Source organism: Mariniflexile maritimum, assembly GCF_009746565.1.
GTDB lineage: Bacteria > Bacteroidota > Bacteroidia > Flavobacteriales > Flavobacteriaceae > Mariniflexile > Mariniflexile maritimum.
The window spans coordinates 141,935-156,711 of the sequence record NZ_WRPN01000003.1 but is presented as its reverse complement, the minus strand read 5'-3'; the positions used below and the strand labels follow the sequence as shown (position 1 = coordinate 156,711).

9 protein-coding genes are annotated in these 14,777 nt (G+C 38.2%); 1 reads left to right on the top strand and 8 read right to left on the bottom strand.

Going from position 1 to position 14,777, the window contains the following annotated elements:
• Window positions 1-9 precede the first annotated feature (9 nt).
• Window positions 10-1,809 (bottom strand): arginine--tRNA ligase, encoded by a 1,800-nt coding sequence (argS, locus tag GQO80_RS05945; RefSeq protein WP_157207423.1) that lies wholly within the window; start codon window positions 1,807-1,809, stop codon window positions 10-12.
• Window positions 1,810-2,268: 459 nt separating this feature from the next.
• Here argS and GQO80_RS05940 point away from each other — a divergent pair, with 459 nt between their 5' ends.
• Entirely contained in the window at window positions 2,269-4,317 is a 2,049-nt protein-coding gene (locus tag GQO80_RS05940; protein WP_157207422.1) for a tetratricopeptide repeat-containing sensor histidine kinase, read from the top strand.
• A gap of 106 nt (window positions 4,318-4,423) precedes the next feature.
• Here the strand turns inward: GQO80_RS05940 and ctlX are convergent, their stop codons facing one another.
• The 7 genes from ctlX to GQO80_RS05905 form a co-directional block, all read right to left on the bottom strand.
• On the bottom strand, window positions 4,424-5,359 hold the full coding sequence (gene ctlX / locus GQO80_RS05935) for a citrulline utilization hydrolase CtlX (protein WP_157207421.1): 936 nt from the start codon (window positions 5,357-5,359) through the stop codon (window positions 4,424-4,426).
• A gap of 191 nt (window positions 5,360-5,550) precedes the next feature.
• Window positions 5,551-6,315, bottom strand: coding sequence for an SDR family NAD(P)-dependent oxidoreductase (locus tag GQO80_RS05930; protein WP_157207420.1), 765 nt, complete (start codon window positions 6,313-6,315; stop codon window positions 5,551-5,553).
• A 57-nt stretch (window positions 6,316-6,372) separates the two neighbouring features.
• Window positions 6,373-7,836 carry an MFS transporter gene (locus tag GQO80_RS05925; RefSeq protein ID WP_157207419.1) on the bottom strand — a complete coding sequence of 488 codons (1,464 nt, stop codon included), beginning with the start codon at window positions 7,834-7,836 and terminating at the stop codon, window positions 6,373-6,375.
• A gap of 137 nt (window positions 7,837-7,973) precedes the next feature.
• Entirely contained in the window at window positions 7,974-8,678 is a 705-nt protein-coding gene (locus GQO80_RS05920; protein ID WP_157207418.1) for a FadR/GntR family transcriptional regulator, read from the bottom strand.
• Between the two features lie 94 nt (window positions 8,679-8,772).
• Window positions 8,773-9,708: a polysaccharide lyase family 7 protein gene (locus GQO80_RS05915; RefSeq protein ID WP_232333120.1), complete on the bottom strand. Its 936-nt coding sequence runs from the start codon at window positions 9,706-9,708 to the stop codon at window positions 8,773-8,775.
• A 67-nt stretch (window positions 9,709-9,775) separates the two neighbouring features.
• Entirely contained in the window at window positions 9,776-11,380 is a 1,605-nt protein-coding gene (locus GQO80_RS05910) for a RagB/SusD family nutrient uptake outer membrane protein (RefSeq protein ID WP_157207417.1), read from the bottom strand.
• A gap of 66 nt (window positions 11,381-11,446) precedes the next feature.
• Window positions 11,447-14,650: a SusC/RagA family TonB-linked outer membrane protein gene (locus GQO80_RS05905; RefSeq protein ID WP_157207416.1), complete on the bottom strand. Its 3,204-nt coding sequence runs from the start codon at window positions 14,648-14,650 to the stop codon at window positions 11,447-11,449.
• Window positions 14,651-14,777: the final 127 nt, after the last annotated feature.

Below are 14,777 nucleotides of genomic sequence, written 5' to 3'. Positions count from 1 at the left end.
CGTTATGGGTTACATCCGTTCCGGCACCTGAATCCCTAAAACCCCAAACGCTTTTTTAATGGTTCCCGCTACTTTTTTGGATAGTTGTACCCTAAATGTTTTATCATTCAAATTATCGGCGCCCAAAATAGAAACGTTTTGATAAAATGAATTAAATTCCTTTACCAATTCGTAAGTGTAGTTTGCCACCAATGCAGGACTGTATTGTGCCGCGGCATTTTGGATAATCTCCGGGAATAACTCCAATTGTTTTATAAGCTCTTTTTCTTTGTGGTGCAAGCACGGTTTGTTCCCATTGCTATTTGAAGCGTTTAGGGTAACGGTATAGTCAAAATCGGCCTTTCTTAAAATGGCTTGAATCCTGGCATAGGTATATTGTATGAATGGGCCTGTGTTTCCTTGAAAATCAATGGACTCTTTGGGGTCGAACAAAATACGTTTTTTAGGGTCAACCTTCAAAATATAATATTTTAAAGCACCCAGGCCAATGGTTTTGTAAAGCGCTTGTTTTTCTTCTTCCGAATAGCCATCAAGTTTCCCTAATTCTTCTGAAATCTCACCTGCAGTTTTGGTCATTTCATCAATTAAATCGTCGGCATCAACCACGGTACCTTCCCTACTTTTCATTTTTCCGCTAGGCAAATCAACCATGCCATAACTTAAGTGGTAGAGGTTTTTTGCCCATTCAAAACCTAGTTTTTTCAAAATCAGGAACAATACTTGAAAATGGTAATCCTGTTCGTTTCCAACGGTATATACCAAGCCGCCAACATCTGGAAAATCTTTGATGCGCTGTATGGCGGTACCAATGTCCTGGGTTATATAAACCGCAGTTCCATCGCTTCGTTGCACGATTTTTTTATCCAAGCCATCTTCGGTTAAATCGCACCAAACCGAACCATCGGCTTCTTGGGTAAAAACACCTTTGTTTAATCCTTCGGCAACAAATTCCTTGCCCAATAAATAGGTGTCGCTTTCATAATATAATTTATCAAAATCGACACCTAGATTTTTGTAAGATTCATTAAAGCCTTCATAAACCCAGCCATTCATCATTTTCCAAAGCGCAACGGTTTCTGCATCGCCAGCTTCCCATTTTAGTAGCATGTTTTGGGCTTCCATTAATAAAGGAGCCGTTTTTTTTGATACTTCTTCTGAAATACCTGATGCAACCAATTGCTCGATTTCCTTTTTATATGCCTGGTCAAATTTCACATAATAGTTGCCAACCAACTTATCGCCCTTTAAACCTGTACTTTCGGGTGTTTCACCATTTCCAAATCGTTTCCAGGCCAACATGCTTTTGCAAATATGAATGCCACGGTCGTTAATAATTTGGGTTTTATATACTTTTTTTCCTGAGGCCTTCAATATTTCGGCAACACTGTAACCCAATAAATTGTTGCGAACATGCCCTAAATGCAAGGGTTTGTTGGTGTTTGGTGATGAATATTCAACCATAATGGCTTTTTCGTTGGCTTTAGGCGCCACAAAACCATAGGTCTCATCATCTTTTATGGTATTAAAAAAATGGATGTAGTACGCATCGTCTATTTCAATGTTTAAAAAGCCTTTCACTACGTTAAAAGCCTTCACTTCCTGCACGTTTTCCACCAGATAGTTACCTATGGTTTCGCCTATTTGAACCGGATTTCCTTTAATGAAACGCAACATTGGGAAAATAACAACGGTCATATCGCCCGCAAATTCCTTACGGGTTGCCTGAAATTCAACCGATTCCAGGTTCACATTAAAAGTTGTTGAAACGGCATGCTTAACTTTGTTTTGTAACGTTTCTTGAAGGCTCATTGCTGATTGTTTTTTAGGTGAGCAAAGATAAAACTTTTATTAAAGCATTGAAGGCAAAATGTGTTTTAATAAAATGGGTTAAGTACAATGTAAAGGTAAAGCGATGCTTATTATTGGACCATTGGCACTTTTGTTCAAAAAGATGCAGCATGTGGTTTTGTGCCCGATAGTTTTTTATTGATAAAAGTGCACTTGTCGTGTAATTTTTACCGTTAATCTATTGGTCGATTTTTAGTTATTTTCACTTTGTCATTTTAACTAATTTATTGGTATTAAAACGCAGAAATTAGATTATAAAAAGGCTTTTTCCAACTTTTGTTGCGTAAAGCTATTTAATTCCAACTTTTGGAACATTTTTTAAAAACTGACTAAACGTTAAGCTTGATAAAGCAAACCTTATTTCCCTCAAATAAGATACTAGCAATTATGGCTTTATTACTGGAAGTAATGTAATATTGTATGAGGAAAATAATTACTCTCATTATTGTTTTATCTGTGTTCTATGGTTTCTCTCAAACCAAAGAGCTGGATAGCCTGTCCATACAATTGGCTTTTGAGACCCAAGATTCCCTAAAAGTAAAAACGTCGCTAAAACTTATCAAATCCTTATATGAACTAAAGGATTATGATAAGGCCATGAAGTATGTTATTGAAAGCGAAAAGTTGTCTTCCAACATTGATTATACCTCGGGAGTTGCTGAAATTACATATTATAAAGCGCTTATATATGCTGAAAAAAGCGATTATATAAATGCCATAAATGGATACAACAAAGCCAAGGCACTATACAAAAAATTAAACGATACCTTAAACGTTGCCCGCGTAAATAACAGTATTGGCTTAATAGAAATTAAACGCGGCAATTATGCAATCGGGCTGCAGTATGCCCTTGCTTCCATAAAGGAATTAGAGAAAAAACGCTTGCAAAAAGACCTTAGTTTGGCCTATGGCAATGTTGCAAATGCCTACTATAATATGGGCGCAGTTGATAAGGCGATTGAATTTAACTTAAAAGCAAACGACATTCAAGAACAATTGCGCGATGTTAAGGGCATGGTACGCTCAAATATTCAGTTGGCCGAACTCTATTCACGTAAAAATGAAAACAGAAAAGCTATTGAATACTATGAAAAAGTGTTGGCCGAAGCTACTGCCGATTCCTTGCGCGGTCGTATTTACCCAAAATTGGGAAGCGAATATTTAAAATTCAACGATTTTGATAGGGCTGCCAAGTATTTATTGGAAGGATTGGACATTAACAGGAAATCTGATAACAAAGTAGGCGTTTTAATGGCATTAAACAATTTGGGCGAGTTGAATTTGCAAACCAATCGCTTGGTTTTGGCAGAGCAACAACTTTTGGAAGCCGGTACAATTGCAAAAAGCATCAACAACAAACCAGAATTGCTGCGGTATTACAAATCGATGATTGCCCTCGATTCTACCAGAGGAAAATTTGATAAGGCCTTTGCATGGCAACGCGAATATTATAACCTAAAAAGCAGTTTGCAAAACGCCAAACATACACCAGACTCAAATGCAAATAATTTAGATTTCAATCCAGATTTTGAAAAGGAATTGGCCAACACGAACACTTTAGATCCGGTTTCCAACTTAAGCAACCCCGAGCCTGTTGCCTTTGATAAGTTTAAGCTAATTTTTTACGGATTGTTGGCGGCACTTGCCATTGTTTCAACTTTTTTGATATTGATTTATTTAAAACGAAACAGCAATATTAAATATACCCAGGAATTAGAAGAAAAGAACCTGAAAATAGAACTTCAAAACGAAGCATTTGCTGAACAGACCAAGCATCTTGAAAACGTAAACAACGTAAAGGACAAGTTGTTTTCAATTGTATCGCACGATTTAAAGGATTCGCTTTCATCCATCAATGGGTTTATTGATTTGTTAAAAGACGGCTCATTATCAAGAGAGGAGTTTGATAACTTAATTCCTGAGCTAAGTGAGAATGCCAACAATGCCTCTTTATTACTGTTTAATTTGCTCAATTGGTCTAAGTCGCAAATGCAGTCTTTAGAACCAAAACCCACTTTATTCGATATTCAGGAAGTTTTTGAGGAAAAAGTGCGATTGATTGAACAGCGCATGGAAAACAAAGGCATTGAACTTATTGACCATTCGTTGCGCGACTTTGCCTATGCCGACCGAAGTATGTTTGAAATCGTGGTGCAAAATTTGCTTGCAAACGCCTTGAAATTCTGTAAAAACGGCGACACCATTACCATTTCGAACCATATTAGCAACGGTAGCTGCATCATTAGTATTGCCGACACCGGTATTGGAATTTCAAAACAAAATATCGATAAACTTTTCAAGAATAGTTCCTTTACAACGGTTGGTACCAACAACGAAAAGGGTACAGGTTTGGGCTTGTCCATTTGTAAAGAATTGGTAGAGCTTAACCACGGAAAAATTTGGGTTGAAAGTACCGTAAACGTGGGCAGTACCTTTTATGTACAATTGCCAAAAACAAGGCCAGCATAAATTTTTGTAAGCTGTATTCTATCTTCGGAAAAAGAAGATTCGTTATTGCATTGGAACCTTCGCGAAATCCATTACCTTAAACTTATAGATGCTTTTTTAAACAGGATTAAACTTTTGGCAAAAACACTTCGGCCATCATACAACGCGCACTTCCACCGCCACAAGCTTCAATAGTATCCAACGGGCTATGAAGTAATTTGCAGTGTGCTTCAAGTTTTTCAATTTGATTTTTTGTTAAGGCATGATAAGCAGCCGAACTCATAACCACATATTTTTCGTTATTAAAACCTTTTACCTGTAACATATTGCCTGCAAAATGGCTTGCTTGCAATTCGGTTATATCAATAAGTTCCTTTCCGTCCTGTTTTAAATGATTGATGAGGTTTTTGCGTTCAGCCTTATCGTCAATGCTGCTTAAACAAACAACTGCAAAAGTTTCGCCTATGCACATCATCACGTTGGTATGGTAAATGGGTTTTCGCTGTCCGTTTACAGTTTGGTTTGCGGTAAAAATAACGGGCATATACCCAAAATCTTCACAAAATTCAATAAATAAGTCCTCATCGGCACGTGGCGATATGGCGCAATACGCTTTTTGGTTTACGCGATCCAGCACGATGCTTCCGGTACCTTCAAGAAAGAGTTGCTCATCTTCAGCGCTTGTGTAATCAACGATGTTGTTAATTTCAAACCCTTCAGCTTCCAAAATTCCAAATATATCGTCCCTGCGCTCCAAGCGTCTGTTTTCAGCAAACATGGGGTAAATGGCTACATCACCATTTTCGTGAAACGATATCCAATTGTTTGGAAAAACGGCATCTGGGGTGTCGAATTCGTTGGTGTCGTTCACAACAATTACATGTACGCCAATACTTTGCAATTTTTCAACATACCTGTCAAATTCCTGTTGTGCTTTTGCATTTTGCGCTTGTGGCAGCATTGTGCCCAACTTTTTTTGGTAGTAGTTGTTTATGGCCGTTTGTTCGTTCATCCTAAAATTTATAGGGCGAATCATCAAAATGGTGTTTGTGGTTTGTTGCATGCTGAATTTTTATAAAGCAAAAATAGGATAAATTACGTCATCGTAAGATATGAAACCATCTGTTTGTTGGCTCAATTTATAAACTTTAGAATACGTTTCATGGAATGGCTCCGTTCCATGGGATGCAAACGTAAAACAGCCACCTTGTATAATTCACAAAATGGCTGTTGATAGAAACTAAAAAACGTTTATTATATGCCCAAGCCTTGGCCGCCGCCAACTTGTATGGTTTCGGCGGTTAGAAATGATGCATCATCGCTCGCCAAGAACGAAATAACAGAGGCCACTTCTTGTGGCTGACCTAAGCGGCCCAATAAGATATTGTTTTTCCAAGAAGCGAATACTTCTGGTTTTGTAGATTTGATTTCAGAATGAAAGGGGGTATCGATGGTTCCCGGAGAAACCGCGTTTACACGAATACCATATTCAGCTAGGTCTTTGGCCAAAGCTCTGGTTAAGGTATGTACAGCGGCTTTTGCGGTGCCGTAAACACCAGCGCCAGGGCCACCGGCATTCCAACCGGCAATGGATGTGTAATTGATAATGGAAGGATTGGTGCCTTTTTTAAGATAAGGTATGGCCGCTCTTGAGGCAAAAAATGTGGAATCTAGGTTTAATGCCATTACGAATCTGTAAAATTCGGTAGTCATTCCTTCAAAACGCGACCGTCCTCCCAAACCGCCGGCATTGTTTACCAGAAGGTCTATTTTACCATATTTTTCCCCGATTTTTGTAATGTTTTCAGTTACTTCGTCTTCTTTTGTAACATCAAATCCGTAATATTCAGAGCTGATGCCCAATGCTTTAAGTTCCTCAACCTTTTGGGCACCTACTTCATCTTCAATACCATTTAATATTACTGTGTAGCCGTCTTTTCCTAATCTTTTAGCGACTTCAAAACCTATGCCACCCGTAGCTCCAGTAATGATGGCCACTTTTTCTTTTAAATTACTCATATTTTTTAAAATTTTGATTTATTAATGTTTAGATATATTTCTGACTATATAAGTCGATTATTTAATTTGTTCAATTTTTCCAACAGTTAAGAATATTGATATTAATGACAGTGGCACTAACGCAGCCAGTAGTCCAAAAAGTAAGGGCCAACTGGCAATTTGACCAGCAAACAGTATGGCTAGAATAGTACCCAAAACGGCCGCAGCACCACCTAAACCGGCTAATGAGCCCACCGATTTTCCACCATGTAGGTCGCTTGGTAAGGTTTGGATATTGGTCATTGTAAACTGAAAACCGCCCAGAACAAGCGCCATTAAAATAACGGCTAAAGTTGCATTGGGAACCATTACCGAAGCAATAACCGATGGGATAATGATACAGCCCCCAACCAACATGGCCGTTTTTCTTGCTTTGTTGACCGTTGCGCCTTTTCGAATTAGATGTCCTGAAAACCAGCCGCCTGCAACGCTTCCAGCCATGGCACCCACGTAAGGCACCCACGCTGAAAAGGCTAATTCCTTGATGTTCAAATTAAATTCTTCCACTAGGTACATGGGTAAAAACGTAACGAACATCCACCAAATAGGGTCCAGAAAAAAGCGCCCCAATATTACCGAGTAATTCTTTTTGTTAGCTAAAAGTTGACCCCATGATTTGCCTACTTCATTTGTTACCTTGGCTTCTGGTTGGTTGCTTAAAATATACTCACGTTCAGTTTCAGTTATCCATTTATGCTCTTTTGGACCTTTTTTATTGATGATCAACCAAGGAATTATCCACACAATGCCTAAAGCACCCACTACAACAAAGGTTAGTTTCCAACCAATGGCCATATATAACGACAGGATTACAACCGGTGCAAGAATGGAGCCTATCGAGGCCGCTGCCCCAAAAAGGCCTTGTGCAAAAGCGCGTTCCTTTTGAGGGAACCACTCTGCATTACTTTTGGTCGCTCCAGGCCAAGGGCCCGCTTCGCCCAAACCAAGCATCATTCGAAATCCGGTTAAGGATACTTTTCCTTTGGACAAGGAGGTTAGGGCATCGGCAACGCCCCATACCAAAACGGACACCACAAAACCACGGCGTGTTCCTATTTTGTCATACAATTTTCCTGAGAAAAGTTGACTAAAACCATAAGCAATCATAAAGAAAATGGTAATAATGCCCAATTGGTCTTTTGCTTGTCTTGAAGCTTCTTCGGGCGAGGCATCTTTATCGACAATACCTAACTCGTAGGCAATACCCTGACGGTTTACTACAATTTGTCCATCCTTTTTGAAGCTGACCATATCGGCTTTTTGGATGATTTTTTCGCCTCTCTTTGAAACAAGGATATAAGTATTGTCTTCTTTTGAAAACTGAGCTCGATTTTCTTTTATATCAGTAGTAACATCATCAACTAATTTATACTCAATATTGGCCACCCACATATAATTTAGGGTACCTCTATCAAGATAATTTATGATGGTGATCATCATGATCAGACCTATAATCCACCAGCGTAAACCTTTGATTTTCATATATTTATTTATTATTTAGTTATTGTTTTTTGGCAAAAAAATTACCAAACAATATGGTTGCAACCTTATTGCTTTATGGTATGAACATTATTTATAATGTTACCGTTCTGTTTGACTATGTATTTTTTGTTGGGCTGCTATTGTTTGTTATAACAATATTGATATAATGTTTTGAAATGTATCTTCATTTTTTCTCTTGCCAAGGCGGGGTTTTGGTCTTTTATGGCTTCATAGATAGCGGTGTGTTCATCTATTCCCGACATGGCTAAATCGTCATCGCAAACATGGTATTTTGCAAAGTTGGTTATGATTTCTGGCGTTATAGAAAGCATAAACGTGTTCATGGTGCTGTTTTTACTGGCTTTTGCTATGGCTAGATGAAACAATAGGTCTTCCTGTACGGCATTTTCGTTGTTCAATACTTTTTTTGTATAGGCATTGAGAGCGCTTTTCATTCGGTTCAAATCGGTTTCCGTACGTCGTAATGAAGCTAATTTTACGGTTTTAAGCTCCAATAAAATACGTGTTTCTACCAATGCTTTAAAATCTGGGGTTTCCAAATCTAAAATATCATCAATAATGCCGTTCATGGCAATGCACCCTACATCGGCAACAAAAGTGCCACTTTGCGGAATTGATTTTAACAAACCATAAAATTCCAGTTTTTGAATTGCGGTTCTCACTATTCCACGGCTAACACCAAATTTTTCTGATAACATCCGTTCCGACGGTAATTTGTCGTTAGGCTCTAAATTTTTATAATTTATGAGCTCACGAATTTTTTCAATTACCACGTTTTGTGTTTTCTTATTGTCGCTTATTGATAATACCTCTAAATTCATATTTCTTCATTAAAATTGGTTAACCACGCTTTTGCCCATAAAATTATAAAAAATATTTACTTAAGGTTTCAAAAAAGCTGATAGTTTTAGATTATCAATGCTTTACTTCCAATTCGTAATATTTTACTCTAGCAAAAGCACCTTCATCTCTTGACTGAAAATAGTTGCCCGCTTTAAAATAGTTTTCAAGAATGCCCCATTTTCGCATGTGGATGTTTTCATAAACTTTAAATTCATTATTGTTTAGAACGACTACCATTTTACCAGCAGATACCTTTACTTCTAAAGTGAATTTTTCAAAACCGACTACCTGTTCAAAATCAAAGCCTTCATCATCGCCCCATGCTTCTTCAAATAAAAGGCCTTCGTTAGGAGTACTTAAATTTTTAAGCACTTTTGTTTTAACACGTATTTTTCCGTTATCCCAATATATTTTTAGGATAGGTGGTGCGTTGTTGTCTTTTTGTCCAATTAAATCGCGTTGTTCATCTGTTAGTACACCGTGAATTTGCATGATGATCACTTTGTGATACTTACCATTTTTATCTTTTGAAACTTCATCCATGGCAAGTTTTCCTTTCATGTAGGCACCTTGGGCGAACGTCCAATTTGTTTTATTATCACCCGAAACCATTTGCTCTCTTAATTCAGAGCGGGAATATTTGGTATTTGCCGTTGTAGCTTCACTTGGGTATGCATAAAATACCAATGAACCATCAGTAGAATCATTGTACATGTATTTTTTAAGCCTTTCATCGGTGGCATACTTCAGAATTGCTGGAGGCTGTACACTTGTAGCACCACCTTTGGCGTTTAATTCTGGGGTTGTTACGCTCCAATGGCTTAAATCGATGTTGGGCAATTTGTATTTTTTGTTCTTTTTCTTTTTATCCTGTTTTTCTGTTTTGGAATTTGAATCTGTACCGCTACCTGCCTTTTCTTGGCAAGTAGCGTTTACAGAAACACATACCATTAGGAAAGCTAATAGAAATTCTTTTATAAAAAGATGTTTTTTTATTGGTTTAATCATTTCTTTTAAATTTTCTATTGCTTAATTGGATACTGTTTTCATTTTTTTTTCAATTTCAAAACTGATATTAGTAACCCGGATTGTTCGGGATAACCTGAACGGTATTGGTTACAATTTCAACATTTGGAATGGGTAATAAATTAAATTTTGGATCGGCGGTTTTGGCCTGCAATTCAGCTGTGGTATAGGGTGCAGCAAATTGTGTATAAAACGGATCCATAAGTAAAAAGTGATTATCCATTACCGCTTTAGCATTGATGGTTGTCATGGTTTTGTTGAAACGCAACAAATCGAACCAACGTTGGTTCTCTATGGCAAACTCCCATCTTCTTTCGTTGGCAACCGCTTTTTCGTACAACGCAGGCGTATTAACATCGGTGCTGGTTAAAGCCGTTAAGCCTGCCCTGGTGTGTACCCGGTTCAAGTAGCCCAAAGTGGTGGCGTTATTAGTGCCATCGGCTTCGCAGTACATAAGTAACACATCGCTAAAACGCAATACGGGCCAGTCTAGTTCAGAATCATTTAAAACGGTTACCGCAATATTGTGTTTGCCTGTCCAATAAGTCCATTTTGTAGGATCGGCAGCGGTTCCTGAGGGTTTATAAACTTTTATGTTGAAATCCCTTCTTTTATCTGTGGCCGCATACGAATCGTACAATTCTGGGGTAGGGTTGTTAAAGCCGCCACGGGTTCCTGTTGGATACACCAAACCGGGTATTTTAAGGTCAACCTGACTTGAAAAAAGGTTAGACAATTGGCTGCCATAACCAAGAGCACCCGATTTAAAACGAATGGCAAAAACGATTTCAGTGTTCATTTCATTGGTTGCTGAAAAAACATCAGAATAGGGGTTTGTGCCAGCAGTAATTAGGTTGTGACCACTGTTTGTTATAACATCGGTAAGTAGGGGCAATGCATCCGATTTTTGACCTAACGTAAGATATACTTTGGCCAATAAGGCTTCTGCGGCCCATTTGGTTGCAGAACCTCCTGTTCCAGCCGAAGCCGAAAACTTTGCTGTGGTACAATTGGCCACCGCATTTTTTAAATCGGCAATAATAAACCTGTAAATGTCTTCTACACTTGATCTGGGAATTTCTAAAGCTTCTTCAGCATTGATCTCTTTATCAATTAAAAACACGCCACCGTACAATCGCACCAAATTGAAATAATGATACGCTCTCATAAATGAAGCTTCACCAGAAATTCTTTTTCTATCTGCAGCAGTAAGCGGGAAAGATGCAGGAACCGTTTGATAATCGATGGTTCCAGTGGCATTGTTGTATGAAGTTTGTAAACCTTCACTCAACCCATTGATGCTTCGTATGCTTTTATAAGTTGTAGCCCAATATTGTTCAATAAACAAATCGAATGACGGTGCTTCAAATACATCATTGCTTAAAACCTGAAGGTTTTGTGCGTTTGATGTGCCGTAATTGTTCATAAACGTATTGTCTGAACGTATTTCAGAAAGCATCCATTCATAAGCAATAGGGGCTCTTAAGGTACTATAACACCCTGTTAATCCTATTGTGAAATTTTCGGCCGTTTTATAAAACCCATCTAAACTGATGGCATCTTTATTTTCTACATCTAAAGCGTCAGAGCATCCTACCAACACTATGGAAGAGAATAAAAACAATAGTTTTAATTTTTTTATACAATTTTTCATTTTTATATTTTTAAAAGTTTAATAAACCTCACTAAAACATGCGTTTATTTTATCGATTGTTTTTTATTAGAACCCTACTTCTAAACCAAACAGTATGGTTTTTTGAATGGGGAAACCACCTCTTTGATAACCTGTATGTAATGCATCGCTTGAGGTTGATCGCGCTTCAATGTTGATGCCCCTGTAATTGTTGTTTGCTAAGAACAACATATTTTGGCCGGTTAACGAGAATCTTAAATTGGTCAACTTAATTTTCTCTAGCACCTCTTTGCTAAAGGTATATCCTAAGGAAACCTCCCTTAGCGCTATATAACTGGCATCTTCTACGGCATTATCGGTAAACAACCAGTTGAAACCATTTGTAGTATAAGGCGTTTTGCCATCACCAGGATTACTTGGGCTTACCCAACGGTTTGCCATGTAATTTAAGTTACGCTCTTTGGCTTCGTTATAATTGATGTCGCCATTTATTAATTCGCCTCCTTGTACACCTTGAAAAGAGAAATTGAAATCAACGTTTTTGTAGTTGAATTTATTGGTAATGCCCCAAGTGTAATCTGGATAGGGATTTCCTAAAATAGTTCGGTCGTTGGTATCGATGATGCCATCTGGCACGCCGTTTGGACCAGAAATATCCACTATTTTAATACCGCCTTCGGTAAGCCCATTGGTTAAAGTGGTTGTTAGGCCCGATGCGGTAATATCGGCTTTACTTATCCAAACGCCGTCTGTTTTGTAACCATAAAAACTAACCAAGGGTTCGCCCACAATAGCGTAGTTGTTTAAGCCATTTCTACCATCAATGGTTGTGGAAATCAAGCGGTCTTTATCTCCTAAGTTTGTGATCTCGTTTTTAACATGCGAGATGTTGAAATCGGTGCTCCAAGAGAAGTTTTCGGTTTTGATGTTTGTTGTAGAAAGTTCTACCTCCAGACCTCTGTTTTTCAAACTACCGGCGTTGGTAATTACAGAATTGGAACCTGTAATCAGTAATGCTGAACTTGTAAGCAATAATTTTTCGGTTTTTGATTCAAATACATCAATGTTCAGGTTTACCTTGTTTTTAAACATGGCCAAATCGAAACCTAAATTGGTTGAAAACGTGCGTTCCCAAGTAATAAGGGGATTGAAATACACATCGTTAAGATTTGCCAAACCATTGCTTATGTTGCCAGTACCTGAACCTGAAATATAATTTGCGGAATTTAAGGTTTGTTGGAACAAAAATGGATCAATGGCATTATTGCCCGTGGCTCCATAACTTGCCCTGAAGGCCAATCGGTTAATGGCATCTACTTCATTTAAAAAGTTTTCTTTGGATACTACCCATCCTAACGATACCGCTGGGAACCCGCCCCATTGTCTGCCTTTATCAAATAAGGTGCTGCCATCTGTACGGTAACTGGCGGTTAGCAAATACTTGCCTTTATAGGCATAATTTACTCTTCCTAATACCGACATTAAACCAATTGTAACATCCGATTGAACGGGTGCAGTTATAACTGAGGCAAAGCTTAAGTTTTTGGTTTGCTCATTTGGGAAGGTGGTACCACCTGTTTCCAGTGTTTTTTCCCTTGTGTTTTGGTAGGTAAAACCGGCCAATACAGTAAAATCGTGATCACCGATATTTTTGTTGTAATTTAAAGTGTTTTCCGTTAAGAAATCAAAATAATTTGTATTGATATAAGTGGCATAATTTGGGTTTCCAAATCTGGTAGCGTTCGATTGCCCTGTTTGTGCCCTGTCAGAATTTCGGTAATAGATGCTTTGGGTGGTTTTAAAATCTAACCCGTTGGCTAGTTCAAATGTTAAACCAGCACTTCCTTGAAAACGGAATTGATTGTTATTGTCGTCCTGTTCAAGTAGCGCACGCATGGGGTTTGTGTTTGAAGTTGTAAAAGGTCTTTGCGACGTACCTGTGGTGTAGGGAATGCCATTGGGATCTACACTGGTATATGCTATATTGGCAAAATCATCATCTTCTGCATAACTTCCAGGAATAATGTTTGCGTTAGGGTTTGCCGCATTGATAAAATCGGCAGTTGCTTGGGTATGATAAACGGGCAGAAAGCTTGGGAACCTGGTAAAATCGATATAATTAACCCTTGGTCTTTCCGTTTTGGTATTCGATGGATTTAAATTTAGGTTCAGTTTTATTTTATCGGTTAATTCAGACTCAAATTTAAACCTGAAGTTTAATTTTTGGAAGTTGCTTTTCAGCATCAAACCTTCATCATTTTGATAGCCTAACGATGCATAAAATTTATTTTTTTTGCTACCGCCCGAAACGTTAAATTGGTAGTCTTGAAAGAAAGCATTTCTTAGGGCTTCATTTTGGTAATCAACACCCACACCGCCTAATAGCTCGTTTTCAATAGCGTATTGTGAGCGCCATTTATCGCGAGAAGGAATGGTGCTTGTCTCTGCGGTACCGCCCGTCCATAATGGATCGGCCATTCTTAAAGCCGATTCTTTATATAGCAGTTCAACATATTCTTTTGAAGTGAGGATGTTATAGGTTTCGTAAACATCTTTCATGCCCGACCTAGAGCTAAAATTAAACCGCGTTTTGCCTTCTTTACCTTTTTTGGTGGTAATCATGATAACGCCGTTTGCGCCCCTAGACCCATAAATAGCAGCAGAGGCAGCATCTTTTAGTACTTCAACCGATTCAACATCGGCATTGTTAATGGCACCCATACCATCTGGCATTGGTTGACCATCTACCACAATCAGCGGGCCTGTTCCGGCACCAATGGAACTGATACCTCGAATGTTTATTTGCGTATCGGAACCAGCTTCCGAGGATACATTCTGTACCCTAACGCCTGCAATTTTACCTTGAATGGCTTGGTCTAGCCTAGATACTGGGGCACTTTCAATATTTTCGCTCTTTAATTTAGCAACCGATCCGGTAACGCTAGAACGTTTTTGGGTGCCGTAACCTACAACCACAACTTCGTCTAGTTTTGAAACATCTTCAACTAGAGAAACATTGATGGTTTTTTGGTCTTTAACGGTTTGCTTTTGAGTTACAAAGCCAATATAGGAAAACTGTAATACTTCTCCGTTTTTAACCTCAATGGTGTAACTACCGTCAAAATCGGTGGTAGTTCCTTTGGTGGTGTTCATCACGATAACGTTCACACCAGGAATGGGTATGTTATCGGTTGCAGAAACCACTTGACCGGTAACAGTTTTGTTTTGTGCGAATACTACAAAATTGAACAACAATAGTGCAATAAGGGCCAACTTGTTTTTTAAATTCATAATTAATAGTTTAATGTTTATTGTTAGTTTTATTAAATAGGATGTGATTTTATAGAATCTGTTTAATAATATTCTTCGTTTAAAATAACCCCTTGTTAATATTTTAAATTGGTTAACCAAATTGGTT

Coding starts and splice junctions, on each gene's coding strand:
- argS (WP_157207423.1), bottom strand. CDS start 1,809: ATGAGCCTTCAAGAAACGTTACAAAACAAAGTTAAGCATGCCGTTTCA.
- GQO80_RS05940 (WP_157207422.1), top strand. CDS start 2,269: ATGAGGAAAATAATTACTCTCATTATTGTTTTATCTGTGTTCTATGGT.
- ctlX (WP_157207421.1), bottom strand. CDS start 5,359: ATGCAACAAACCACAAACACCATTTTGATGATTCGCCCTATAAATTTT.
- GQO80_RS05930 (WP_157207420.1), bottom strand. CDS start 6,315: ATGAGTAATTTAAAAGAAAAAGTGGCCATCATTACTGGAGCTACGGGT.
- GQO80_RS05925 (WP_157207419.1), bottom strand. CDS start 7,836: ATGAAAATCAAAGGTTTACGCTGGTGGATTATAGGTCTGATCATGATG.
- GQO80_RS05920 (WP_157207418.1), bottom strand. CDS start 8,678: ATGAATTTAGAGGTATTATCAATAAGCGACAATAAGAAAACACAAAAC.
- GQO80_RS05915 (WP_232333120.1), bottom strand. CDS start 9,708: ATGATTAAACCAATAAAAAAACATCTTTTTATAAAAGAATTTCTATTA.
- GQO80_RS05910 (WP_157207417.1), bottom strand. CDS start 11,380: ATGAAAAATTGTATAAAAAAATTAAAACTATTGTTTTTATTCTCTTCC.
- GQO80_RS05905 (WP_157207416.1), bottom strand. CDS start 14,650: ATGAATTTAAAAAACAAGTTGGCCCTTATTGCACTATTGTTGTTCAAT.